Annotated in this window: 24 protein-coding genes and 1 tRNA gene; 15 read left to right on the plus strand and 10 right to left on the minus strand. The window is 73.0% G+C overall.

Annotated elements, in window-relative coordinates; all coding sequences use genetic code 11:
* The first annotated feature begins 2 nt into the window (after positions 1-2).
* Complete coding sequence (locus OVN18_RS07970; RefSeq protein ID WP_267780178.1) at positions 3-1,283, plus strand: DUF418 domain-containing protein; 1,281 nt, start codon at positions 3-5, stop codon at positions 1,281-1,283.
* A gap of 32 nt (positions 1,284-1,315) precedes the next feature.
* Here OVN18_RS07970 and OVN18_RS07975 read toward each other — a convergent pair whose 3' ends face one another.
* Entirely contained in the window at positions 1,316-2,944 is a 1,629-nt protein-coding gene (locus OVN18_RS07975; RefSeq protein WP_267780179.1) for a dolichyl-phosphate-mannose--protein mannosyltransferase, read from the minus strand.
* 59 nt (positions 2,945-3,003) lie between these two features.
* Between OVN18_RS07975 and rsmI the strand changes: the two genes are divergently transcribed.
* Positions 3,004-3,819, plus strand: coding sequence for a 16S rRNA (cytidine(1402)-2'-O)-methyltransferase (rsmI, locus tag OVN18_RS07980; RefSeq protein WP_267739158.1), 816 nt, complete (start codon positions 3,004-3,006; stop codon positions 3,817-3,819).
* Here the strand turns inward: rsmI and OVN18_RS07985 are convergent.
* Complete coding sequence (locus OVN18_RS07985; RefSeq protein ID WP_267780180.1) at positions 3,800-4,273, minus strand: hypothetical protein; 474 nt, start codon at positions 4,271-4,273, stop codon at positions 3,800-3,802. The genes rsmI and OVN18_RS07985 overlap by 20 nt on opposite strands.
* Positions 4,274-4,336: 63 nt before the next feature.
* On the opposite strand from OVN18_RS07985, the gene metG reads away from it, so the two are divergent.
* From metG to OVN18_RS08010, 5 genes are all read left to right on the plus strand, one after another.
* Entirely contained in the window at positions 4,337-5,926 is a 1,590-nt protein-coding gene (metG, locus tag OVN18_RS07990) for a methionine--tRNA ligase (protein WP_267780183.1), read from the plus strand.
* 58 nt (positions 5,927-5,984) lie between these two features.
* Positions 5,985-6,275: a DUF4287 domain-containing protein gene (locus tag OVN18_RS07995; RefSeq protein ID WP_267739164.1), complete on the plus strand. Its 291-nt coding sequence runs from the start codon at positions 5,985-5,987 to the stop codon at positions 6,273-6,275.
* A gap of 86 nt (positions 6,276-6,361) precedes the next feature.
* Entirely contained in the window at positions 6,362-7,411 is a 1,050-nt protein-coding gene (locus OVN18_RS08000) for a TatD family hydrolase (RefSeq protein WP_267780184.1), read from the plus strand.
* A complete protein-coding gene (gene rsmA / locus OVN18_RS08005; RefSeq protein WP_267780185.1) occupies positions 7,412-8,347 on the plus strand; it encodes a 16S rRNA (adenine(1518)-N(6)/adenine(1519)-N(6))-dimethyltransferase RsmA in 936 nt (311 codons plus the stop codon).
* Positions 8,348-8,360: 13 nt separating this feature from the next.
* Positions 8,361-9,335 carry a hypothetical protein gene (locus OVN18_RS08010; RefSeq protein WP_267780186.1) on the plus strand — a complete coding sequence of 325 codons (975 nt, stop codon included), beginning with the start codon at positions 8,361-8,363 and terminating at the stop codon, positions 9,333-9,335.
* Positions 9,336-9,581: 246 nt separating this feature from the next.
* On the opposite strand, the gene OVN18_RS08015 is transcribed toward OVN18_RS08010, so the two are convergent.
* Positions 9,582-10,739: a methyltransferase domain-containing protein gene (locus OVN18_RS08015; RefSeq protein WP_267780187.1), complete on the minus strand. Its 1,158-nt coding sequence runs from the start codon at positions 10,737-10,739 to the stop codon at positions 9,582-9,584.
* A 65-nt stretch (positions 10,740-10,804) separates the two neighbouring features.
* Here OVN18_RS08015 and OVN18_RS08020 point away from each other — a divergent pair, with 65 nt between their 5' ends.
* Genes OVN18_RS08020 through OVN18_RS08030 form a run of 3 tightly spaced genes read left to right on the plus strand, consistent with a single transcriptional unit; the run spans position 10,805 to position 14,177 of the window.
* Complete coding sequence (locus OVN18_RS08020; protein WP_267780189.1) at positions 10,805-11,473, plus strand: TetR/AcrR family transcriptional regulator; 669 nt, start codon at positions 10,805-10,807, stop codon at positions 11,471-11,473.
* Entirely contained in the window at positions 11,470-13,188 is a 1,719-nt protein-coding gene (locus tag OVN18_RS08025) for an MDR family MFS transporter (protein ID WP_267780190.1), read from the plus strand. Before OVN18_RS08020 ends, OVN18_RS08025 begins: the two co-directional genes overlap by 4 nt.
* A gap of 50 nt (positions 13,189-13,238) precedes the next feature.
* Positions 13,239-14,177, plus strand: coding sequence for a 4-(cytidine 5'-diphospho)-2-C-methyl-D-erythritol kinase (locus OVN18_RS08030; protein WP_267739169.1), 939 nt, complete (start codon positions 13,239-13,241; stop codon positions 14,175-14,177).
* On the opposite strand, the gene OVN18_RS08035 is transcribed toward OVN18_RS08030, so the two are convergent.
* Positions 14,150-14,833 carry a signal peptidase II gene (locus tag OVN18_RS08035; protein ID WP_267780191.1) on the minus strand — a complete coding sequence of 228 codons (684 nt, stop codon included), beginning with the start codon at positions 14,831-14,833 and terminating at the stop codon, positions 14,150-14,152. The genes OVN18_RS08030 and OVN18_RS08035 overlap by 28 nt on opposite strands.
* Before the next feature lie 32 nt (positions 14,834-14,865).
* Between OVN18_RS08035 and OVN18_RS08040 the strand changes: the two genes are divergently transcribed.
* Positions 14,866-16,776, plus strand: a complete 1,911-nt coding sequence (locus OVN18_RS08040; protein ID WP_267780192.1) for an ABC-F family ATP-binding cassette domain-containing protein — start codon at positions 14,866-14,868, stop codon at positions 16,774-16,776.
* A gap of 459 nt (positions 16,777-17,235) precedes the next feature.
* On the opposite strand, the gene OVN18_RS08045 is transcribed toward OVN18_RS08040, so the two are convergent.
* Positions 17,236-17,670 carry a hypothetical protein gene (locus tag OVN18_RS08045; RefSeq protein WP_267780193.1) on the minus strand — a complete coding sequence of 145 codons (435 nt, stop codon included), beginning with the start codon at positions 17,668-17,670 and terminating at the stop codon, positions 17,236-17,238.
* Between the two features lie 112 nt (positions 17,671-17,782).
* Positions 17,783-18,820: a glucose-6-phosphate dehydrogenase (coenzyme-F420) gene (gene fgd / locus OVN18_RS08050; protein WP_267780194.1), complete on the minus strand. Its 1,038-nt coding sequence runs from the start codon at positions 18,818-18,820 to the stop codon at positions 17,783-17,785.
* Positions 18,821-18,992: 172 nt separating this feature from the next.
* Between fgd and OVN18_RS08055 the strand changes: the two genes are divergently transcribed.
* Together OVN18_RS08055 and OVN18_RS08060 are read left to right on the plus strand one after the other, a co-directional pair.
* Complete coding sequence (locus tag OVN18_RS08055; protein ID WP_267780195.1) at positions 18,993-19,781, plus strand: SDR family NAD(P)-dependent oxidoreductase; 789 nt, start codon at positions 18,993-18,995, stop codon at positions 19,779-19,781.
* A 77-nt stretch (positions 19,782-19,858) separates the two neighbouring features.
* Positions 19,859-20,260, plus strand: coding sequence for a hypothetical protein (locus OVN18_RS08060; protein WP_267780197.1), 402 nt, complete (start codon positions 19,859-19,861; stop codon positions 20,258-20,260).
* A 19-nt stretch (positions 20,261-20,279) separates the two neighbouring features.
* Here the strand turns inward: OVN18_RS08060 and OVN18_RS08065 are convergent, their stop codons facing one another.
* Positions 20,280-20,783, minus strand: coding sequence for a MarR family winged helix-turn-helix transcriptional regulator (locus tag OVN18_RS08065; RefSeq protein ID WP_267780198.1), 504 nt, complete (start codon positions 20,781-20,783; stop codon positions 20,280-20,282).
* A 79-nt stretch (positions 20,784-20,862) separates the two neighbouring features.
* Between OVN18_RS08065 and OVN18_RS08070 the strand changes: the two genes are divergently transcribed.
* Positions 20,863-20,937, plus strand: a tRNA-Gln gene (locus tag OVN18_RS08070).
* 171 nt (positions 20,938-21,108) lie between these two features.
* Here the strand turns inward: OVN18_RS08070 and OVN18_RS08075 are convergent.
* The 3 genes from OVN18_RS08075 to rsgA form a co-directional block, all read right to left on the minus strand.
* Positions 21,109-21,348: a hypothetical protein gene (locus OVN18_RS08075; protein ID WP_267780199.1), complete on the minus strand. Its 240-nt coding sequence runs from the start codon at positions 21,346-21,348 to the stop codon at positions 21,109-21,111.
* A gap of 109 nt (positions 21,349-21,457) precedes the next feature.
* The gene (locus tag OVN18_RS08080) at positions 21,458-21,853 is read right to left on the minus strand and encodes a PPOX class F420-dependent oxidoreductase (RefSeq protein WP_267780200.1); all 396 of its coding nucleotides are present in this window, start codon (positions 21,851-21,853) and stop codon (positions 21,458-21,460) included.
* Positions 21,854-21,974: 121 nt separating this feature from the next.
* Positions 21,975-22,916, minus strand: a complete 942-nt coding sequence (gene rsgA, locus OVN18_RS08085; RefSeq protein ID WP_267780202.1) for a ribosome small subunit-dependent GTPase A — start codon at positions 22,914-22,916, stop codon at positions 21,975-21,977.
* A gap of 154 nt (positions 22,917-23,070) precedes the next feature.
* On the opposite strand from rsgA, the gene OVN18_RS08090 reads away from it, so the two are divergent.
* Positions 23,071-23,793 carry a class I SAM-dependent methyltransferase gene (locus OVN18_RS08090; protein WP_267780203.1) on the plus strand — a complete coding sequence of 241 codons (723 nt, stop codon included), beginning with the start codon at positions 23,071-23,073 and terminating at the stop codon, positions 23,791-23,793.
* Positions 23,794-23,848: the final 55 nt, after the last annotated feature.

The raw sequence follows: 23,848 nt of genomic DNA on the forward strand, positions 1-23,848 counted from the left end.
GCATGACCGACGCCCCCGCGCCGCCGCCGAACCCCGCTCCCGCCCCGCCCGCCGTTCCGCAGCCGTACGGGGCCCCGCCCGCGGGGCGCGCCGCCGCTCCGACCCCGCGCTCGGCCCGCGCGCTGGCCCCGGACGTCGCGCGCGGCCTCGTGCTGCTCGGCATCGCGCTCGCGAACGTGCCCTTCTGGCTGTACGGGGTCGAGCAGGGCATCCTCATGAAGCCGCTCGGCGACAGCGCCGACCAGGTGACCAACGCGGTCGTCGCCCTGCTGGCCGACAGTCGCTCGTACCCGCTCTTCGCGCTGCTGTACGGCTACGGCATCACCCAGATCCTGCTGCGCGAGCAGGCGGCGGGGGCTCCGTGGGATGCCGCGCGCGGGCTGCTCGTGCGCCGCAACCTCTGGGTGCTCGCCTTCGGAGCGGTGCACGGCGTGCTGCTCTTCTTCGGCGACGTGCTCGGCACCTACGGTCTGCTCGGGCTGCTGCTCATCCTGCTCGTGCGCGCCTCGGGTCGCGCGCTCGCGATCGTCGGCTGGATCAGCTTCGCCCTGCTCGTGCTCCTCTCAGCGGTGGAGGGGGCGGCGGGCATGACGACCGAGACCGCCCCGGGCACCTCGCCCTTCGCCCTTCTCAGCCCGGGTGCCGACACCTACCTCGCCGCGACCGGGGCGCGCGCACTCGAATGGGTCGCGGGAATCCTCGGCACGGCCTTGGGCGGCTTCGTGCTCATGCTGCCGACGATGGTGCTCGGCGTGTGGGCCGCCCGGTACCGGGTGCTCGAGAACCCCGAGCCGCACCGGCGACGGCTCGCGATGATCGCGGGGCTGGGCATCCCGATCTCGCTGCTCGGCGCCCTGCCGGTCGCGCTCGTGCTGCTCGGCGTGCTCGGAGGCCGGCCCGTCGTCGACCTGCTCTGGACGATGCTGCACGGCGGCACCGGACCGATCGGCGCGGTCGCCTACCTCGCGCTCATCGCGCTCGTCGTCGGACGGGTGCGGGCGCCGGGGGACCGGCCCGGTCCGATCGCGCGCGGGTTCGCGGCGCTCGGCAAGCGCTCGCTCACGGGGTACCTGCTGCAGTCGGTGATCTTCCTCGCGGTGTTCCCGGCGTACACGCTGGGGCTCGGCGGCATCGTCGGGGCGGCCGAGGCGACGCAGGTGGCCGTGCTCGCGTGGCTGGCCTCGCTCGTGCTCGCGATCGCGCTCGAGGCCCTCGACAAGCCCGGGCCGGCCGAGGCGCTGCTGCGCCGGCTCGTCTACGGGCGGCGGCGCACCGCCTCCTGAGGGACGACCCCGGCCGGCGAGACCCCGGCCGACTAGACCCAGGTCGGCAGCCAGTAGTGCGCGCGCAGGAAGGGCAGCGGCACGGGCAGCCCCGTCCACAGCGGCAGGAAGTACGCGCTGACCGCGACGAGGGCGATGACCGCCACGGTCACGACGGCGATACCGGTGCGGCGCTGGTACGGCTCGTCGTCGGCGTGGCCGAGCACCGCGCGCAGCACCATGACGAACGCGAGCACGAGGAACGGCGTGAGCACGACCGTGTAGAAGAAGAACATCGTGCGCTCGGGGTAGAGCAGCCACGGCAGCCAGCCCGCGGCGATGGCGGTGAGCACGAGGGCGATCGGCCATCCGCCGCCGAAGCGGGCGAGCAGCCGGGCTCCCGCGTCGCGGTCGCCCCGGGCGGCGAGCACCGCCGCGACGACGAGCACCGCGAGCAGCACGAGCACGGCGACGACGGAGCCCCACCACAGCAGCGGGTTCGGAATACCCGTGAGCGCCTGCGCCGTTCCGTCGCCGAGCTCCTCGTAGTGCATGTAGGTCGGGCGCAGCAGCAGGGGCCAGCCCGCGGCGGGCGCCTCGTAGGCGTGATCGCTCGTGACGCCGACGTGGTACCGGTAGACGGCCGCCTGGTAGTGCCAGAGGTTCTGCAGGGCGTCGGGGACGATCGACAGGATGCCCTCCGCCCGCCGCCCCTCGCCCTCGGCCACCCAGTTCCGGTCGTAGCCGCCGCTCGTGGCGAACCAGCCCCACCAGGTGAGAAGGTGCGCGGCGAGCGCCGTCGGCACGAGCAGCAGGAACGAGATCGGCGCCTGCCGGAACGCCGTGCCGCTCGCCCACAGCGCGACGCCCGCGCGACGCCGGTCGACGACGTCGGCCACGACGGTGAGCACGCCGACCGCGGCGAGCACGTAGAGCGCGCTCCACTTGACGCCGACGGCGAGCCCGAGCGTCGCCCCCGCGGCGAGCAGCCACGGCCGCGCCCACAGCGCGGGGCCCCAGTCGGTGGCGCGCCCCTCGGCACGGCGGCGCGCGAGCCACGCCGCGAGCCGCCGCCGCGAGCCCTCGCGGTCGAGCGCGACGAAGAGCAGGGCCAGCACGATGAGCGCGGCGAGCACGCCGTCGAGCAGGGCGACGCGGCTCATGACGATGGCGTTGCCGTCGAGCGCGACGAGGCCGCCGGCGATGACGGTGAGCGGCAGGGACGCGAGCAGTCGGTGCGCGAGCAGCATGACGAGTCCGACGAGCACGATGCCGGTGACGGCGGTGCCGAGCCGCCAGCCTGCCGGATCCGCGGGGCCCAGGGCGAGCATCCCGAGCGCGATCACCCACTTGCCGAGCGGGGGGTGGGCGACGAACGCCGCCTCGGCGGGCGGAGTGCCGGGGCTGCCCGCCTCGAACGCCGCGTCGGCGCCCTCCGGCCACGACGCCTCGTAGCCCTGAGTCAGCAGGCTGAGGGCGTCCTTGACGTAGTAGGTCTCGTCGAAGACGAGCGCGTCGGGCTCGCCGAGCCCGATCAGCCGGGTGGCCGCGGCCAGGCCGAGAACCGCGGCGGGCAGGGCCGCGCGCACGAGCCGCTGCCGGCGAGGGGATGCCCCCGCCCACGCCGCATCGAGCCGCGAGCCGCGCCGCTCGCGCACGGCGGGTTCGGCGGCGGCGGTCACCCGGTCATGCTATTCGCCGGGCATCCGCCCCGCCCCGGCGCGAGTGGGAGGATGGCCGCATGATCGTGCTCGCCGCCACCCCCATCGGCAACCTCGGCGATGCGAGCCGCCGCCTCATCGAGACGCTCGAGAACGCCGAGCTCGTGGTCGCGGAGGACACCCGCACCACCGCGCACCTGCTGCGGGCGCTCGGCATCGAGAACCGTCCGCGCCTGCTCGCCCTGCACGAGCACAACGAGCGCGCGCGCTCGGCCGAGCTCGTCGAGCTCGCGCGCGACAGCGACGTGGTCGTGCTCACCGACGCGGGCATGCCGGGCATCAGCGATCCGGGCTACATCCTCGTCGAGGCGGCCATCGCCGCCGACGTCACCGTCACCGCGCTGCCCGGACCGAGCGCCGTGCTCACCGCGCTCGTGCTGAGTGGGCTGCCGACCGACCGCTTCGCCTTCGAGGGCTTCCTGCCGCGCAAGGGCAGGCTCGGGCACCTGCGCGGTCTCGCCCGCGAGCCGCGCACTCTGGTCTTCTTCGAGGCGCCGCACCGCATCGCCGCGGCGCTCGCCGACCTGGCCGAGGCCTTCGGGCCCGAGCGCCGCGCCGCCGTCTGCCGCGAGCTGACGAAGAAGTTCGAGGAGGTCGCGCGCGGCACCCTCGCCGAGCTCGCCGAGCGCTACGCCGAGGGCGCGCGCGGCGAGATCGTGGTCGTCGTCGAGGGGGCTCCGGCCCGCGCGATCGACCTGCCGACCGCGGTCGTCGAGGTGCAGGAGCGCGTCGCCGGCGGCGAGCGGCTGAAGGATGCGGCCTCGGCCGTCGCCGAGGCCACCGGGCTCGGCAAGCGCGAGCTCTACGAGGCCGCGCTCAGCCGCACGAGTCGCTGACGGTCAGCGCGACCGGCGCGGGCAGCTCGCGGCCGTCGGTCGTGATGCGCACGCCGTCGAGCACGCCGTCGGCCTCGCCGGTGCGCTCGATCGCGATGGTCACGTAGCCGGCCTCGCCCGGCGCGAGCTCGATGCCGTCCAGGTCGACGGGCGCCGTCGGGCTCGAGGCGCGATCGCCGCCGAAGACGACCGACTCGCCCCCGTCGATGACCTCGACCTCGGCCGCGGCGAACCAGCGGTCGATCACCTCGGCGCCCTCGAGCCCGTTCGCCTCGATGCCGTCGATCGAGATGGGGTCGCCGCTGCTGTTGACGACGCCGAGGCCGATGCTGCCGACGGTGCCGGTCACGCAGCCGTCGAGGCCCGTGTCGGCGCCGAACTCGGGGCCGCTGCACCCCGCGAGCGCGAGCAGCAGAACGGGCAGGGCGGCGAGCGTCGGCAGGGGCATCCTCACCCCCTCGACGGTACGCGCCCCGCCGCGGTAACGCCCCCCACCGCGCCCGTAGACTGGGGAGTTATGGCCTCCGGCGACTCCTTCTCGATCACCACCCCGATCTTCTACGTCAACGACGCGCCCCACATCGGGCACGCCTACACCGAGGTGGCGGCCGATGTGCTGGCCCGCTGGATGCGGCAGAGTGGTCGCGACACCTGGTCGCTCACGGGCACCGACGAGCACGGCCAGAAGATCCTGCGCACGGCGGTCGCCAACGGCGTGACCCCCAAGGAGTGGGCCGACAAGCTCGTCGCCGAGGCGTGGGTGCCGCTGCTGCAGACGATCGACATCGCCAACGACGACTTCATCCGCACCACCGAGCAGCGGCACGAGAGCGTCGTGCAGGCCTTCCTGCAGAAGCTGTACGACGCGGGGCTCATCTACGACGGCGAGTACGAGGGCTACTACTGCGTCGGCTGCGAGGAGTACAAGCAGCAGAGCGACCTCGTCGACGGCACGGGCGAGTTCGCCGGGCAGCTGGTCTGCCCCATCCACGGCCGCCCGGTCGAGGTGCTGAAGGAGAAGAACTACTTCTTCCGCATGAGCCAGTTCCAGCAGCGCCTGCTCGACCTCTACGAGGCGCAGCCCGACTTCATCCAGCCCGACAGCGTGCGCAACGAGATCGTCTCCTTCGTGCGCCGCGGCCTCGACGACCTCTCGATCTCGCGCCAGAGCTTCGACTGGGGCGTGCGCGTTCCGTGGGACGACAGCCACGTCGTCTACGTCTGGTTCGACGCGCTGCTCAACTACATCTCGGCGCTCGGCTACGACCCCGAGGCCGCCGACGGCCTGTTCGAGCGCTTCTGGCCCTCGAACCACATCGTCGGCAAGGACATCGCGCGCTTCCACGCCGTCATCTGGCCGGCGATGCTCATGGCCGCCGAGCTGCCCGTGCCGCGCCGCGTCTTCGCGCACGGCTGGCTGCTCGTCGGCGGCGAGAAGATGTCGAAGTCGAAGCTCACCGGCATCGCGCCCGCGCAGATCACCGACGTCTTCGGCTCCGACGCGTTCCGCTACTACTTCCTGCGCGCGATCAGCTTCGGCCAGGACGGCTCGTTCTCGTGGGAGGACCTCTCCGCCCGCTACCAGGCCGAGCTCGCCAACGGCTTCGGCAACCTCGCCTCGCGCGTCATCGCGATGACGGCGAAGTACTGCGACGGCGTCGTGCCCGAATCCGGCCCGGTCACCGAGGCCGAGCTGGCCGTGCAGGCGACGGTGCGGGATGCCCTGCGCGACGCCTCCGCCGCCATGGAGCGCTTCGCCATCCACGAGGCGATCGCCGCGGTCTGGCGCATCGTCGAGCACCTCAACGGCTACCTCACCGAGCAGGAGCCCTGGAAGGTCGCGAAGGACGAGGCGCAGGCGGACCGCCTGCGCACCATCCTCTTCACTGCGCTCGAGGGGCTGCGGGCGCTCGCCGTGCTGCTGTCGCCCGTGCTGCCGAAGGCCGCCCAGAAGCTGTGGACGGCGCTCGGCGTCGAGGGTGCGCTCGGCGCGCTGGGGGAGCAGAGCATCCCGACCGCGGCCGAGTGGGGTCAGCTGCCCGCGGGCACGCGCACGGTGGCGCTCGAGCCGCTGTTCCCGCGCATCGAGCAGGAGCCGGTGGCCTGAGCCGCACGCGAGCACCCCTCGAGGAGTAGCATCGCCGCGATCGGAAGAGGAGACAGCGATGTCGTTCCAGGCGTACCTCGACACCATCGAGACGAAGACCGGGCTCACGCCGCGGCAGCTGCTGCAGGCCGCCCACGACCGGGGCCTCGCCGAGCCGCCCGTCTCGGCCTCGCGCATCATCCAGTGGCTGAAGGACGACTACGACCTCGGCCGCGGGCACGCGATGGCGCTCGTGCACGTCATCAAGAACGGGCCGACGATCGCCGACACCCACGTCGGCACCGACGGCGTGCACCGCGACGCGTCGACCGAGCTCTGGCTCGACGGCGCCGCGACGAAGCCCTCCTGAACCCGGTGCTCGGGCCCCGCCCGTAGACTCGACGAATCGTTGCGCGTCGATTCGAGGGGCGCAGCGGCGAGGCAGAGGGAGCCCCCATGACCGACTCGCTCGATCCCCATGTGCGGCACCGCTCGTCGATGGACGGCTCCAGCCGCGATCTGAGCTACCCGCCGAGCCCCGAGGCGCTCGTCGTACCCGTCTACGACAACCACACGCATCTCGAGATCGCCGACGGCGAGAACCCCATGCACTACCGCGAGCACCTCGACCGCGCCTCCGCCGTCGGCGTGCGCGGCGTCGTGCAGGTCGGCACCGATGTGCTCACCAGCCGCTGGTCGGCCGCGATCGCGGCGCGCGAGCCGCGGGTGCTCGCCGCCGTCGCCATCCACCCCAACGAGGCCCCCGCGCTCGCGCGGGCGGGCGAGCTGGATGCCGCTCTCGCGGTCATCGACGAACTGGCCGCGCAGCCCCGCGTCGTCGCGATCGGCGAGACCGGGCTCGACTTCTTCCGCACCGAGGGCGACCAGGATCGCCGCGCGCAGCTCGACGCCTTCGAGGCCCACATCGCCCTGGCGAAGAAGCACGATCTGGCGCTGCAGATCCACGACCGCGACGCCCACGACGACGTCGTCGCGACGCTCAAGCGCGTCGGCGCGCCGGAGCGCACGGTGTTCCACTGCTTCTCAGGCGACGTGGAGCTCGCGAGCCAGTGCGCCGAGAACGGCTGGTACGCCTCCTTCGCCGGCACCGTCACCTTCAAGAGCGCCCGCAACCTGCGCGATGCGCTCGAGATCCTGCCGCGCGCCCTGCTGCTCGTCGAGACCGACGCCCCGTACCTGACGCCGCACCCGTTCCGCGGCCGGCCGAACTCGCCGTACCTGCTGCCGCACACGCTGCGGGCGATGGCCGACCACCTCGGCACCGACGTGTCGATGCTGGCCGCGCAGATCGGCTCGAACACCGAGCTCGTCTACGGCACGTGGGACGCCCACCCGGTCACCTCGCCCGGCGACCCCTGGGCCGACCGGCCCGACGCCGCGCACCCGGCGCCCGAGGAGGTGCCGGGCGATCCGCAGGATCTGCAGCCGCAGCACGAGACCCCCGACGGGCTCACGGGCCCGGGCAACCCCCGCGGCGGAGCCTGAGTGGCGGCGCTGCTCGGCCCCGCCGAGGTGCGCGATCTGGCCGCGCTGCTCGACGTCACGCCCACCAAGAAGCTCGGCCAGAACTTCGTGCACGACGCCAACACGGTGCGGCGCATCGTGCAGGCGGCCGCCGTGCCCGCGGGCGCGACCGTGCTCGAGGTGGGGCCGGGGCTCGGCTCGCTCACCCTCGGGCTGCTCGAGGCCGGGCATCCCGTCGTCGCCGTCGAGATCGACAAGCGCCTCGCCGCGCAGCTGCCCCTCACCGTCGAGGCGATGCAGCCGGGGGCGCCGCTCACGGTCGTCACCGCTGATGCGATGACGGTGGATGCCCTTCCCGCGCAGCCCGTCGCGCTCGTGGCCAACCTGCCGTACAACATCTCGGTGCCCGTGCTGCTGCACCTGCTCGCGACCTTCCCGAGCCTGGAGCGCACCCTCGTCATGGTGCAGGCCGAGGTCGGCCAGCGCCTCGCCGCCGTGCCCGGCTCGAAGATCTACGGCAGCCCCAGCGTGAAGGCCGCCTGGTACGGGCAGTGGCGCCTGCAAGGGCTCGTCAGCCGCCAGGTGTTCTGGCCGGTGCCGAACGTCGACAGCGTGCTCGTCGGCATGGCCGGCCGCACCGCGCCCCCCGGAACCGAGGCCGAGCGCCAGCGCCTCTTCGCGCTCGTCGACGCCGCCTTCGGGCAGCGCCGCAAGATGCTGCGGCAGTCGCTGAGCGCGCTCTTCGGCTCCTCCGGTGCGGCGAGCGCCGCCCTCGAGGCCGCGGGGCTCGACCCGACGGCCCGGGGGGAGGAGCTCGCCATGCCGCAGTTCCTCGCGCTCGCGCGGGTCGCCGAGATCGAGCCGGGTGCCCCGGACGGTGCATCGGAGGCGGGCTCGCCGGGACCGGCCGGGCCCGGCGCCGCGGCCGACGCGCCCGGCACTCTCGCCGACGCCTGAGCAGGGCATCCCCGTGCCGCGCTCGCGCCTCTACGCCCCCCTGCCGCTCATCGCGGTCGGGGCCGTCGCCGGCGGCGCGCTCGGGATGCTCGTCCCCGAGCTCGGCACGACCCCCGACGCCCTCGTGCTCGCCGTCGTCGCTCTCGCCGCCCTGATCGTGCTGCTGCCCGTGCCGCTCGTGTCGTTCGGCAGGGCGGTGCTCGAGCGGGAGCTGCTGCTCGCGGTGCTCGGCCTCGCGCTCGTCGTCGCCCCGCTGCTCGTGTTCGTGCTGAGCCGGGTCGTCGTCACCGACCCCGACCTGCAGTTCGGCCTCATCCTCGCCCTGCTCGCGCCCGCGGTCGGCGTCGTCGTCGAGATCGCGCGCCGCGCGGGGGCCGCGGCCGAGCAGCTCGCCTCGCTCGCGCCGCTCGTGCTGCTGTCGCAGGCCGTGACGCTGCCCGGCCTCATGGCGCTCATGGGAGCCCGCGACGGCATCCTGACCGTCGAGGCGCCGTCGCTGCCGCTGACCATCGGCGCAGGCATCCTGCTGCCGGTGCTCGCGGCGTTCCTGCTGCAGCGCGCTGCCCTCCGCCGCCCGCGGCTCGCCACGGCCGTGCGCCGCGGGGGAGCGGCCGCCGTGCCCGCGACCGCTCTCGCCGCCCTCGTCGTCGCCGCGGTGCTCGTGCCGCGCTCGCTCGAGCGCCTGCCGCTGCTGCAGGAGGTCGCGCCGCTCTTCGGCGTCTACCTCATCCTCATGGCGCCCATCGGAATCCTCGTCGGCACCGCGGCGGGCCTGCGCATCGGGCAGGTGCGCGCCCTCGCCTTCAGCGGCGGCGCCCGCTCGGGGCTGCTCGTGCTGCCGATCGCGCTCGCGTTCCCCGCCGACTTCTCGCTCGTGCCGCTCGTCATCGTCACGTGGATGGCGGTCGAGTCGATCGGGCTCGCGGTCTACCGCTTCGTCATCCCCTCGGTGACGCAGCAGTCGAAGGGGCCGCTGGCGCAGGATTGACGCGGGCCGACGGGCCGAGTCACGAACGTCGGAGTTCGGGCGGGCATCCACTCGCTGATCGGGGGATGATGAGCTCACCCCGCGCAGATCTCCGACCTCCTGCACGCCCGCGCCCGCCCGCGGCGTCGGAATTCTCGGAAGCCACGGGGCTTTGAGCCCGGCAACGCGGGGATCGGCCGAGGGCCGACCGCTTTCTCCGAGACTTCCGACGCCGACGCCGACGCCGACCGGGCCGCTGGCGCAGGACTACCGGCGCTCGAGCAGCACCATCACCTCGGCGTGCGTCGACTGCGGGAACATGTCGAACAGCCGCGCCTCGCGCACGCGGTACGCGGGCATGAGCTCCAGGTCGCGGGCGAGGGTCGTCGCGTTGCAGCTCGAGTAGACGACGGTCGGGATGCCCGAGGATCCGAGCCCGGTCGCCAGGGCCTCCCCGAGCCCGCGCCGCGGCGGGTTGACGATCACGAGGTCGGGCAGGGCGGCGCCGGCCTCGGCGAGCGGCGACCCGAGACCGGCGGACGACCCGCCGGCGAGCGCCGCGGTCGCATCGCCGACGACGAACGAGAGCCCGGGCATCCCGCCCCCGGCGAGCCGCGCGCTCTCGACCGCGTCGGCGCTGAGCTCGAGCCCCGTCACCGCGCGCCCCGGCGCCGCGACGTGCAGCGCGAAGCCGCCGACCCCGCAGTACAGGTCCCAGACGGAGGACGGCGCGACCCGCTCGACCCACGCCCGGCCCTGCCGGTAGAGCTCGCCGGCGATCGCGGTGTTGGTCTGCACGAAGCTCTGCGGCCGCACCTGCAGCGTCGCGTCGCCGACGCGCATGGGCAGCGTCTCCTGCGAGGTCAGCACGATCTCCTCGGCGCCCTCGACGACGGCCTTGTGGTCGGGGTGCAGGTTGGCGGTGACGACCACGGCGCGGGGGAGCGCCTGCTGCAGCGACGGCAAGGCGCGCCGCAGGGCATCCAGTCGCGCTCGCGAGCGCAGCACGAACCGCACCATCAGGGCGCCGTCGGCCGCCTCGGTGACGATGACGTACTTGAGCTCGCCCCGCCGCGCCGGAACGTCGTAGGGCTCGAGTCCCGCCGCCGTGATCGTGGCGATGAGGGGCGCGAAGGCGGCGCGGATGCCCGGCGCGATGATGCCGCAGTGCCGCAGATCGACGCCCCGCCCGCGGCCGTCGAGCACGCCGAGGGTCGGATCGGCCGCGGTTCCGCCGACGACCATCTTCGCCTTGGCGCGGAAGCCCGACTCGGCGCTCGCGGCGGCGGGCAGCCAGTGGGCATCGGGATGCCCGGCGAGCAGCTCGCGCACGATCCGCTCCTTCTCGGCCAGCTGCTCGGCGTACGGCACGCCCATGAGCGTGCACGAGCGGCACAGGCCGGCGTCGAAGTAGGAGCACTGCATAGCCCGCCCAGGCTATCCGCCGCCGCACTCAGGCAAATCTCTGCATCGGTGCATAATCTGCATCGGTGCAAGAAATTCTGACCCCGCCCCGTTCGGCCGACGCCGGTGCCGCCGCGCCCGGCCTGCGCGAGCGCAACCGCCGCGAGACCTGGGCCGCCCTCTACGAGGCTGCCGCAGCGCTCGCCGAGCAGCGCAGCCCTGGCGCCGTGACCGTCGACGACATCGCCGCGCAGGCCGGCGTCTCGAAGCGCACCTTCTTCAACTACTTCGCCACGAAGGAGGACGCGATCCTCGGGTTCCGCGAGCCGCGGCTGAGCCCCGAGTCGGTCGAGGCCTTCCGCACGAGCGCCTCCCCGATCGTCGATCGCACGGTCGCCCTCATCATGGCGGCCATCCACGGCTCGACCGATGCCCCCAACACGGGCGGGCGCCGCACCGCGCTCGTGCGCAGGCACCCCGAGCTGCGCGGGCGCCTCGACGCGCTCGCCTCGCAGCTCGAATCGCTCGTCGCCCCGCTCGTGGCCGAGCAGTTCGGCGTTGAGCACGTGCCGCTCGACGCACCCGCTCCCCGCAGCCCCGAGCAGCGCCGCGCGACCGCGGTGTTCATGCTCGCCGGCACGGTCGTGCGCTTCGCCTACAAGACCGACCTGGCGGGCATGGCGGCCGGCGCCGAGCATCCCGCCCTCGTCGACGCCCTCGACACCTTCCGCGACCTTCTGAAAGCCGACTCATGACCCGCACCGACCCCGCCGCGCCCGCGGCCCCCGCCGACGCGCACGCCCGTCGCACCCTGCTGCTGCTGTTCATCACGCTCATGGTCGTGATGCTGCTCGCCTCGCTGAGCCAGATGGTGCTCTCGAGCGCCCTGCCGACCCTCGTCGGCGAGCTCGGCGGCGCCGAGCACCTCGCCTGGGTCATCACGGCCTACCTGCTGGCCTCGACCATCACGATGCCCGTCTACGGCACCATCAGTGACCGCGTGGGCCGCAAGCCCATGCTGCTCGTCGCCGTGCTGCTGTTCGTGGTCGGCTCGGTGCTCGGCGGGCTCGCGACCGACATGGCGACCCTCATCATCGCGCGGGCCGTGCAGGGCCTCGGCGGCGGCGGACTCATGGTGCTCTCGCAGGCCGCGATCGCCGACGTCGTGCCCGCCCGAGAGCGCGGCAAGTACATGGGCGTCATGGGCGGGGTGTTCGCGCTCTCCTCCGTGGCCGGGCCTCTGCTCGGCGGCTTCTTCACCGAGGGGCCGGGCTGGCGCTGGACGTTCTGGATGAACGTGCCGCTGGGCATCCTGTCGATCGTCGCCATCATCGTGCTCATGCGCCTGCCGCGCCCGGAGCAGAGCGGCAAGGCGCGCATCGACGCGCTCGGCATGGCGCTGCTCGCCGTCGCGACCACGGGCGTCGTGCTCATCGGCACCTGGGCGGGCTCCACCTACGCCTGGGCCTCGCCGCAGATCATCGCGCTCGCCTTCGGCACGGTCGTCGCGGGCACCCTGTTCGTGCTCGTCGAGCGCCGCGCGGCGCAGCCGGTCATCCCGCTGCACCTGTTCCGCTCGCGCGACTTCGTGCTCGCCACGATCGCGGCGCTGCTGGTGAGCGTCGCCATGTTCGGCGCGATCGGCTACCTGCCCACCTACTTCCAGATGGCCGGCGGCGCCACGGCTACCGAGGCGGGCCTGCTCATGATCCCGATGATGGGTGCGCTGCTGCTCACCTCGATGATCACCGGCTCGGTCGTCTCGCGCACCGGGCGCTACAAGCTCATGCCCGTGCTCGGCACCGTCGTGCTCGCCGTCGGCCTCGGCCTGCTCTCGACCGTCACGGTCGCCACCCCGGTCGCCCTCATCGGCGTCTACATCGGCGTCATCGGCGTGGGGCTCGGCACGAGCATGCAGATCCTCACCCTCGTCGTGCAGAACGCCTTCGCGCACCGCGAGGTCGGCACCGCGACGGCCGCGCACACCTTCTTCCGGCAGGTGGGCGGCAGCCTCGGCTCTGCGGTCGTCGGCTCGGTCTTCGCCGCGCGCCTCGCCTCGCTGCTCGCGGAGCGCCTGCCCGAGGGCGCCGACGCCGCCGGGTCGACCAGCTCGCTCACCCCGCAGCTCGTGCAGTCGCTGCCCGAGGCGTTGCGCGTGCCGATCGTCGAGTCGTACAACGAGGCGCTCATCCCCGTGTTCCTCGTGATGGTGCCGATCGCGCTGCTCGCCGTCGTGGTGATGCTGTTCATCCGCGAGGTGCCGCTGGCCACCACGGTCGAGCGCGACATCCCGGCCGAGTCGCTCGCCGAGGGGCAGCTGCAGGGCGGCCGCGACGGCTCGGCCGCCGACCGTGCCGGCGACGCCGCGCGGGATGCCGCTGCCGAGCCCGCCCGATCCACCCAGCTCATCGGCGGAGGCCGGCGGCTCGCGCCCGGCACCGACCCCGCCGACGCGCCCGCACCGCGCTGAGGGGTGGGATCTCGCTGAACCCCCACCCGGCGTACGCATAGGGTGGAGCCATGACCGCGGCGGCTCCTTCGACCCGAGTGGTGCACGTCACGGCACCGGGCAAGATCAACGTGTTCATGAAGGTCGGCGCCCTGCTCGAGGACGGGTACCACGACGTCGCGACGGCCTACCAGGCGCTGAGCATCCAGGAGCACGTCCGCGCCCGGCTCGCCGATGACTTCTCGGTCGCCTTCAGCGGCCCCATCGACACCAGCGGCCTCGCGGTCGACGGCTCGAACCTCGCCATCCGGGCCGCGCGCCTGCTGGCCCGGGTCGCCGACTACCGCGGCGGCGTGCACCTCGACATCGAGAAGCACGTGCCGATCGCCGGCGGCATGGGCGGCGGCTCGGCCGATGCGGCCGCCACCCTCGTCGCCTGCGACCACCTCTGGGGCACGAACCTCGGCCGCGACGAGCTGCTGAGTCTCGCCGCCGAGCTCGGCGCCGACGTGCCCTTCGCGCTCATGGGCGGCACGGCCGTCGGCACCGGTCGCGGCGACCGGCTCTCGCCGGCGCTCGCGCAGGGCACCTTCCACTGGGTGCTCGTGCTCGCCGACGTCGGGCTCTCGACCCCGCAGGTCTACAGCGAGCTCGACCGCCACCGCGAGCGGCACGTGCACGACATCGCTCCCGCCGTCGAGACGCCGACCGTCGACGTCGAGGTGCTGCAGGCGCTGCGCGCGGGCGACCCGCACCAGCTCGCCGAGTACCTCTACAACGACCTGCAGGCGCCTGCGCTGCACCTCGAGCCGAGCCTCTCGCGCACGATCGAGGCGGGCGAGCGCGCGGGGGCCCTCGCGGGCATCGTCTCGGGCTCAGGCCCGACGGTGGCGTTCCTCGCCGCCGACGCCGACTCGGCGCTCGAGCTGCAGGTGGCCCTGAGCGCGGGCCGTCACCGCGTCATCCGCGCGACCGGCCCGGTTCACGGAGCGCGGGTCGTCTCCGGCTGAGCGCTCGCGGGCTCGGGTCGTGTCGGGCTGACCGCCAGCACGCTCAGCAGCGCCACGCCGATCGCTCCGAGCACGAGGGCGATGTCGGCCACGTTGCCGATGAAGAAGCCGAAGTAGTCGATGAAGTCGACGATCTCGCCGCGGGCGAAGGCCGGCTCGCGGAACAGCCGGTCGCCCAGGTGGCTGATCGCCCCGCCGAAGAGCGAGCCGATCGCGATGGCCCAGCGCGTGCTCGAGATGCGCGAGACGAAGACGGCGATGGCGACGACGGCGATGGCGGCGACCGCGGTGAGGATCCAGGTGTAGTCGCCGCCGATGCCGAAGGCAGCGCCCGGGTTGTAGACGAGCCGCCATTCGATGGCGTCGCCGATGACGGGGTAGCCGACGCCGGGCTCCAGCTCGGTCACGGCCCAGAACTTCGTGGCCTGGTCGAGCAGGATGACGCCGAAGGCGAGCAGCAGCGTCCAGGGCAGCACCCGGCGGATGCGCCGGCGCACGGCGGGGTTGGCGAGCGAGGTGCGAGCATCCGCTGTCTCGGTCGGCGCGGCCTCGGTCGGCGCGGCCTCGGCCCGCATCGCTTCGGCCGGCACTGCCGGCGCGGCCTCGGCGTCGGTCGCGGGCACGGCGGAGTCGTCAGGGCGTTCGGCGGCGGGCATGGCTCCCATTCTGCCCTGGCTAGGCTCGTGCGGTGGCCCATCTGCTGGGGGCGGAAGCCCTCCACCTCGAGTTCCCGACCCGCGTCGTCTTCGACGGGGTCTCCGTCGGCGTCGACGAGGGCGACCGCATCGGCATCGTCGGCCGCAACGGCGACGGCAAGTCGACGCTCATGCGCCTGCTGGCGGGCACCATGCAGCCCGATGACGGTCGCGTGACGCGCCGCCGCGGGGTGACGCTCGGGATGCTCGACCAGACAGACGCGCTCGACACGGGTCTCACCGTGCGGCAGTCGGTGGTCGGCGATCGTCCCGAGCACGAGTGGGCCGGCGACGGTCGGGTGCGGGATGTCCTCGCCGGGCTCATCGCCGACCTGCCCGGCGACGCGATCGTCGACGACCTCTCCGGAGGCCAGCGCCGCCGCGTCGCCCTCGCCAAGCTGCTCGTCGGCGACTGGGACATCGTCGCCCTCGACGAGCCCACCAACCACCTCGACATCTCGGGCGTCGCCTGGCTCGCCGACCACCTGAAGCGCCGCTGGCCGGCGGGGCAGGGCGCGCTTCTGGTCGTGACGCACGACCGGTGGTTCCTCGACGAGGTCTCGAGCCTGACGTGGGAGGTGCACGACGGCATCGTCGAGCCCTTCGAGGGCGGCTACGCGGCCTACGTGCTGCAGCGCATGGAGCGCGACCGCCAGGCCTCGACGATCGAGGCGAAGCGGCAGAACCTGATGAAGAAGGAGCTCGCCTGGCTGCGCCGCGGCGCTCCCGCCCGCACGGCGAAGCCGAAGTTCCGCATCGACGCGGCCAACGAGCTCATCGCCGACGTGCCGCCGCTGCGCAACACGGTGGCGCTGTCGCAGATGGCGACGGCGCGTCTCGGCAAGGACGTCGTCGATCTGCTCGACGTGGGCGTCAGCTACGGCGACGACGTCGTGCTGGCCGACATCGAGTGGCGCATCGCGCCGGGAGAGCGCACGGGCATTCTCGGCGTGAACGGCGCGGGCAAGTCGACGCTGCTGGGCCTCATCGACGGCAGCGTGCAGCCGACCTCGGGTCGGGTGAAGTTCGGCAAGACGGTGCGCATCGCGACCCTCGACCAGCAGCTGGGCGACCTCAGCGCCGTCATCGACGAGCGGGTGAGCGCGGTCATCGCGGCGAAGAAGACGACCTACGTCACCGACGGCAAGGAGCTCACGCCCGGGCAGCTGCTCGAGCGCCTCGGCTTCACGACGGCGCAGCTGTCGACGCCGGTGCGCAACCTCTCGGGCGGGCAGAAGCGGCGCCTGCAGCTGCTGCTCATCCTGCTCGACGAGCCGAACGTGCTCATCCTCGACGAGCCCACCAACGACATGGACACCGACATGCTCGCCGCCATCGAGGATCTGCTCGACGGCTGGCCGGGCACCCTCATCGTGGTCTCGCACGACCGGTACCTGCTCGAGCGGGTCACCGACCAGCAGTACGCGATCCTCCCCGGCCCCGACGGCGCGCGCCGGCTGCGGCACCTGCCGGGCGGGGTCGACGAGTACCTGCGGCTGCAGAAGTCCGAGACGCGGTCGGGGCAGGATGCCGGGCGCGCGACCGTCGCCTCGGTGACGGCGGGCGCGGCTGCGGGTGCGGGGGCGGCCGGCGCTGGTGCCGGCGGCGCCGGGTCTGCCGGCGGTGGCGCGAGCGCCGGGGCCGGGGCGGGGTCGGGGTCGGCCGGGAGCGCGCCCGCGCTCTCCGGCGCCGAGCGCCGCACGGCCGAGAAGGAGCTCGCCGCCGCCGACCGCAAGATGGCGAAGCTGCAGGGTCAGATCGCGACGCTGCACACGCGCCTCGCCGAGCACGACGTGAACGACTACACCGGCATCGGCGCGCTGCACGATGAGGTGCGGGGGCTCGAGACGCAGCTCTCCGAGCTGGAGGAGCACTGGCTCGAGCTCTCGGAGCGGCTCGCGTAGGGCATCCCGCCCGCCTGCCCGCCCCTGTCGGCCCGCACCGCCTCGCACCGCGCTTGCCTCGGCGCCGGCGGGGCTGAGCCGTGTCCGGGATCAGGATGGCCTTCGCGCGTCGTGACGGCGTGCGGGGCGACACGCCGTGTTCGACCTCTCGACTCCTGATCGTGGGGACGCGCGGGCGCGGATGCTGGCGAACGTCAGGGTGGGGAAACCCTCGTGGGTTGTGTGCGATCAAGGCTCCGGAGCTTTGACGGCACACAGCCGCAGAGGGAAGCCACGCCCCTTCGTGCGGACGGCCCAGCCGACACGCCGACCCCGGGGATCGACTCGCCGCGTTCCATACCCGCGCGTCCGAACGCACGCGACGCGGTGCGGTGCGGTGCGACGAGCGAGCCGGCCCATCCGGGTCCAGCCCGCGTCTCCACCGCAGCGCGGCCGCGGCGCGCGGCGGCCGATCGCCCCCTACCGGCTCGCGCCGATCACCAGATCGACCCGCCAGCCCTTCTTCGTCTCGACGACCTTGACCGGGATGCGCGGCTTGTCGCCGCGGCCGTCCAGGCGGCGCACCGCCTCGTCGTAGACGCCCTCGAGCCCGCGCGGCACGACGCCGACGACGCCCGAGACGCGGCGGCCCGCGAAGACCCGCACCTCGATCGGCGCATCCACGCCCTCCTGCTGCACGGTGCGCGCCGGGGTCGCCGTCATCAGCAGCTCCGGGTCCTCCGCGGCGAGCGCGGCGATCTCGTCCTGGTGCGGGGTCGCGTCGGCGAGCCGCATGGTCAGGTCGCGCTTCTTCGGCACGAGGTCGTAGTCGTAGCCGTCGAGCGAGTCGGTGCCGCGGTCGTCCTTCGGCAGGGTCAGATCGCCGTACTCGGGCTTCTTGCGGAACAGGGCCATGACCCGATCCTCCCAGACGCGGGTGAGGTGCGGCGAGGGCCGCAGCATCCCGCCGCCCCCGCGGCAGCGGCGTCAGCCACCCCGACGGCGACGGCGAACCCGGGATGCCCGGCTACGCCCCCTGGGCCGCGTCGAACTCGGCGACCGCCGCCCGCAGCCGCGGCACGACCTCGCTGCCGTACAGCTCGAGGAACCGCGCCTGATCGTTGCCGGGAGCGTGGAAGACCAGATGCCGGAACCCCATGCGCACGTAGTCCATGACCCGGCCGACGTGCTCGTCGGGGTCGGTGGAGACGATCCAGCGCGAGGCGGCGCGCTCGAGCGGCAGCTGGTCGGCGAGGCGCTCCATCTCGCGCGGGTCCTCGACGCCCATCTTCTCGTCGGGGCTGAGCGCGAGGGCGGCCCAGTTGCGGGTGTCCTCCATGGCGCGCTGGCGGTCGGTGTCGAACGACACCTTCATCTCGATGAGGGTGTCGACCGTGCCCGGAACGCGCTCACCCTTCTCCAGGCCCTCCTGGAAGGCCGGCAGCAGGTTGTCCGTGTACAGCGAGGGCGCCTTGCCCGAGGTGGTGATCCAGCCGTCGGCGATGCGGCCGCCGAGACGGGTGGCGGCGGGGCCCGAGGCGCCGATGTAGATCGGCACCTTGACCTCGGGGCGGTCGTAGATGGTGACGGAGTCGGTGCGGTAGTACTCGCCCTCGTGCGTCACGCGCTCCTCCTTCCAGAGGCGCTCGATGAGCAGCACGGCCTCCTTGAGGCGGGCGAAGCGCTCCTTGATGTCGGGCCACTCGAATCCGAGCGGCGCTTCGTTGAGCGACTCGCCCGTGCCGACGCCGAGGATGACGCGGCCGGGGAACAGCTGCCCGAGCGTGCCGAAGGCCTGCGCGACCATCGCCGGGTGGTGGCGGAACGTCGGGGTCAGCACCGAGGTGCCCATGACGATGCGCTCCGTCTTCGCGCCGAGCGCGCCGAGCCAGGCGATCGCCGCGGGCGCGTGCCCGTCGGTGTGCTTCCACGGCTGCAGGTGGTCCGAGATGAACACCGACTCGAAGCCGGCCTGCTCGGCGAGCACCCCGTAGTCGAGCAGCCGCTTCGGCGCGAACTGCTCGCTCGACGCCTTGTACCCGATGCGGAACGGAACCGTGGTCATGCTTCTCCTCGTGCGCGGTCGACCGGGCGAGCGCCCGTCTCTGCAGACTACGGGGATGCCCCGCGGCGCTGCGTGCGAATCCGCGCAGAGGGCGGCGCGACCGTGGTAGGCATGACGGCGGGCGACGGCGCCGGGATGCTCGGCGCGGGCCTGCTGTCGAGGGGAGCATCCATTGCACGCAACGGGCCGTACCGCGCTCATCACCGGCGGCGCCTCAGGGCTCGGCCGCGCGACCGCCGAGCGGATGCTCGCCGCGGGCAGCTCGGTCGTCATCGCCGACCTCCCCGGCTCGCCGGGCGCGGCGCTCGCCGAGGCCTGGAACGCCGAGCACGGGCCGGATCGCGCCCGCTTCGCGCCCACCGACGTCACCGACGAGGCTCAGGTGAAGGCTGCGGTCGACGCGGCGAGCGACCTGGGCCGCCTCGACGTGCTCGTCGCCTGCGCCGGCATCGTGCGCGGGGCGCGGGTCGTCGGGCGCTCGGGCCCGTTCCCGCTCGACGTCTGGCGGCAGGTCGTCGACATCAACCTCACCGGCACCTTCACGGCAGTGAGCCTCGCGGCCGCGCGCATGGCCGAGCAGGGCGCGGCCTCCGCCGATGGCGAGGAGGAGAACGGCGTCATCGTCATGACCGCCTCGGTCGCCGCCTTCGACGGGCAGGTCGGGCAGGCGGCGTACTCGGCGTCGAAGGGCGGCGTGGTCGGGCTCGTGCTGCCGCTCGCGCGCGACCTGGCGCAGCACCGCATCCGGGTGATGGCGATCGCGCCGAGCCTGTTCCGCACGCCGATGGCCGAGGCCCTGCCCGAGGAGGCGCTCGCCTCGCTCGAGGAGCAGACGCTGCACCCGCACCGGCTGGGCAGGCCCGAGGAGTACGCGGCGCTCGTGCAGCATATCGTCGAGAACCCGATGCTCAACGGCGAGACCATCCGGCTCGACGGCGCGGTGCGCATGGCCCCGCGGTAGTCGCGCTCGCCCCGCACGCCGCCCGCTCGCAGCGCACGCCGCCCGCCCGCCTCAGCCCCGCGCCCTACGATGAACTCATGACCGAGCCGCTCGACGCCATCGCCCTCGCGGCGGAGGTCATCGCCTGGCTCACCCTCCCCATCGGCGTCGTGCTGCTCGCGATCGGCTTCGGCCGCCGCGCGTGGGCGAACCGCTACCGCAGCGCGAAGGCCGTCATCACGAACGTCGACGACCGCGACGCGAAGCTGCGCTGGTTCGGCGAGGAGGGCGACGTGCACGAGACGGTCTCGCCGCTGACGGGTCCCATCCCGGCGGTGGGGGATGCCCGCACCGTGTGGATCCACCCCGCGCGCCCCGGCAGCGCGCGACTCGACACCCCTGTGCACGATGGTCGCGCCCTGCTGCTGCTCGGCTGGATCCTGACGGGCGTCGGTGTGATCGGCATCCTCGTCTCGAATCTGATGCCGTTCTTCCAGTGAGCTGCGGCGGGATGCTCCGCTAGACGGTGCCGTCGAAGCCCGCGCCGAGCGTGCGCAGCAGTGCAGCGAGCTTCTCCTGCTCGGCCCGCCCGAGGCCGCTGAGCAGCCCCGCCTCGGCGACGACGAGCTCGGCGATGGCGCGGTCGACGCGCTCGGTGCCCTGCGCGGTCATGCGCACGATGATGCCGCGGCCGTCGTTGGGGTCGGTGCGGCGCTCGACGAGGCCGCGGGTGGCGAGCCGGTCGATGCGGTTCGTCATGGTGCCGCTCGACACCATCGTCTGGCGCAGCAGCGAGGTGGGGCTCAGCTCGTAGGGGGTGCCGGCGCGGCGCAGGGCGGCGAGCACGTCGAACTCCCACGACTCGAGCCCGCTGACGGCGAAGGCGGCCTTGCGCGCGCGGTCGAGGTGGCGGGCGATGCGCCCGAGCCGCGAGAGCACGTGCAGCGGAGCGAAGTCGAGGTCGGGCCGCTCGCGCTGCCAGGCGTCGACGATGCGGTCGACGTCATCGGCGGGGGCGGTCATGGCTCCATTATCGGGGGCGGTCGTCGCCGGGATGCGCCGGGTGCCGTCTGGCAGACTTGAGCGGCGCCCGAGGGCGCGTTCCGCCTTGGTGTAACGGCAGCACGACAGCCTTTGGAGCTGTTAGGACCAGGTTCGAATCCTGGAGGCGGAGCCACGATCGATCCTGGTAGCTCAGCTTGTCGACGAGCCTCAACCCGCTACGAGCGTCCGGGCCAGACCTCGCTTGACGGAGTCAGGCTGAATAGATCGTCGGCCGGTGCCTTCGCCAAGTTGGTTGAGACCGTCGATGCGAGGTGGCAGAGGCGCCTCATGGCGAAGCGATGGCTCAGCGTGAAGGTCTGGCGAGGACGGCTTGGCGGATGCCCATCACGAGGAAGAAAGCTCCGATCGCGATGCAGCCGACCCCGAGGCCCCAGAGGGGAATGCCCAGCAAACCCGCGACACCCGGCCCTTCTGTGCCGTTGCGATCGGGGTGGACGACAGCGATGAGTCCGAGAGCAATCGCGATGATGCCCGGAACGATTCCGTACGCAGGATGCGTGAAGTGCTTTCCTTTTTGCGACACGAGTTCTCTCAGTCATCGTCGTTAGGCAGTGCGGACCAACCTACCGATCGCGAGGACCAGGTTCGAATCGTTGAGGCGGAGCAACGGCGGGCGATCGCGCCGACGGCTCTCAGCCGCGGGCGGGTCGCATGCCGCCCGAGCCGAGCACGCGCTCGACCGCGAGCTCGAGCACGACTCGGTGCGGGTTCGGCCGTGGTTGCCGATACCGCACGGTGTAGAGCTCGACGGCGAGCGCGACCCGCTCCGGGTCGTCGCTCACGACGACGGGCCCCTCGAAGCTGATCCAGCGCGCTCCGTCGACGCTGCTGAGGGATGCCCGGCCCGACCGCTGCGCATTGACGAACTTCTGCGAGCCGCCGCTGCCGATCACGCGCACCACGCCGTCGAGGTAGGTCATGCCGACGGGCACCGAGTGGATGCGTCCGTCGCGCCCGATCGTGGACAGAGTCGCGAGGTGCCGCTCGGTGAGGAACTCGAGTGCGGCGTCCGTCAGTCGCGTGTCCATGGGCGAGGAAGTTCCGATCTGCTGGGAGAAGGTGTCCGTCGAGAGGCTACGTCGTCGTCATGAGCGCGCGGCGATCGCGACGGGCTTGAGCGGCGCCCGAGGACGCGGTCCCGACCGGCGCTCAGTGCCCGCGCGCCCGGCGGTACTCGCGGGACTTCCTCGTCCACTCGCGATCCTTGTCGCGCTGTTGGGGCCCGCGCTTGGCCTCGTGGTGCCGCGCCTCCCGCTCGAGATGCTGCATGCTGCTGAGGCGGTCGGCGTCGAGCGCGCCATCCGCAACGGCCGCGACGACTGCGCACCCCGGCTCGTGCGCGTGCGTGCAGTCCGAGAAGCGGCAGGCGGCGGCGACCTGCGCGACGTCGTCGAAGACGCGCTCGAGATCGCCGGCCTCGACCTCCATCCCCAGTTCGCGCACGCCCGGAGTGTCGATCAGGCAGCCCCCGCCCGGAAGCTCCACCAACTCCCGGTGCGTCGTGGTGTGCCGACCCTTGAGGTCGCGCTCGCGCGTCGCGCCGACCGCCTGCGCGTCCGTGCCGAGCAGCGCGTTCAGCAGCGACGACTTGCCGACCCCGGAATGACCGATGATCACGGCGGTGCCGTGCTGCGCGATGAGGTCGCGCAGCTCCTGAACGCCCGAGCCGTCGTCGGCGCTGGTGACGATGATCGGGATGCCCGGCGCCAGCCCTTCCATCGCGCCTCGCAGCTCGGCGAGCGCCTCCCCGGTGACCAGATCGGCCTTGGTCACGAGGAAGCAGGGTTTCGCGCCCGACGCCCACCCCAGTGCCGCGAGCCTCTCGATCACGTGGGGTCGGGGCCCGGCCGGGGCCGGGAGTGCGAGCAGCACCACATCGATGTTCGCCGCGAGCACCTGCGTGAACGGAGGGGCGGACGTGGCCCGCGCGAGACGAGAGGTGCGCGGCAGTCGTTCGATCTCGCCGTAGGGCGTGAAGCGCACGATGTCGCCGACGGCGAGGCCGAGCGCGGAGAGAGCCGGTGTGACGGGAAGGGCCGTTTCGACGCACCCCAACCTCGTGAGGCGGATGCGGTTGCGGTCGACCCGCACGACGCGGCCGAGGTCGGGGGAGGCCGACAGAGCGTTCTGCTGCATGACGATCACCGTAGATGATTCCTCACGAGCAGGGCCGCGCGGTGATGCAACCGTGACGAACGGAGGGTGCAGGAGCCTGCGGCCCTCGTCAGGGGGCTACGCTTCCGCGATGCCCGACTACGACCCGCGACTCGTCGCGCTCTACGACGACGACAACCCCGACGGCGAGGATCACCGTTTCTACCGAGGGCTCATCGACCGGGAGTCGGCGGCCGCGGTTCTCGACCTGGGGTGCGGCACGGGCATCCTCACGGTCACGCTCGCGGCGACCGACCGCCGGGTCGTCGGCGTCGACCCCTCCGAACGGATGATCGGGTACGCGCGCGCTCGAGCCGGTGCCGACCGTGTGGAATGGGTCGATGGCGACAGCCGCGACCTGCCGTCCGGGCCGTTCGACGCGGCGATCATGACGGGGAACGTCGCGCAGCACATCACCGGCGATGATTGGTCGCGCACTCTCGATGACATCCGAGCGCGCATGCCCATCGGCGGGCTGCTGGCCTTCGAGGCGCGCAATCCCAGCCGTCGCCCATGGGAGGACTGGGTCGCGGCGGGCCGCACCGTGCGGGACACTCGCCTCGGCAGCGTCGAGGAGTGGTACGAAGCTGCCGAAGGCCATGCCGGCATCGTCCGCATCACCGCTCACACGGTCTTCGCCTCGAGCGGCGACCACGTCGTGCACGAGTTCGATCTCGCCTTCCGCGATCGCGCGACGCTGGAGCGCCACCTGACCGCTTCGGGATTCGCGGTGGAGGCGGTGCACGGCGACTGGCGGGGCACCCCGTTCTCCGGCGAGCAGTCGCTGATGATCGTCGAGGCGCGCGCGGTCTGATCGACGACGCGTCGAGACGTGCGGCCCCGAACGATCCCCGCCATGATGTCTCTCA

The sequence above is a fragment of the Microcella daejeonensis genome, assembly GCF_026625045.1.
In the GTDB taxonomy this organism is placed as follows: domain Bacteria; phylum Actinomycetota; class Actinomycetes; order Actinomycetales; family Microbacteriaceae; genus Microcella; species Microcella daejeonensis.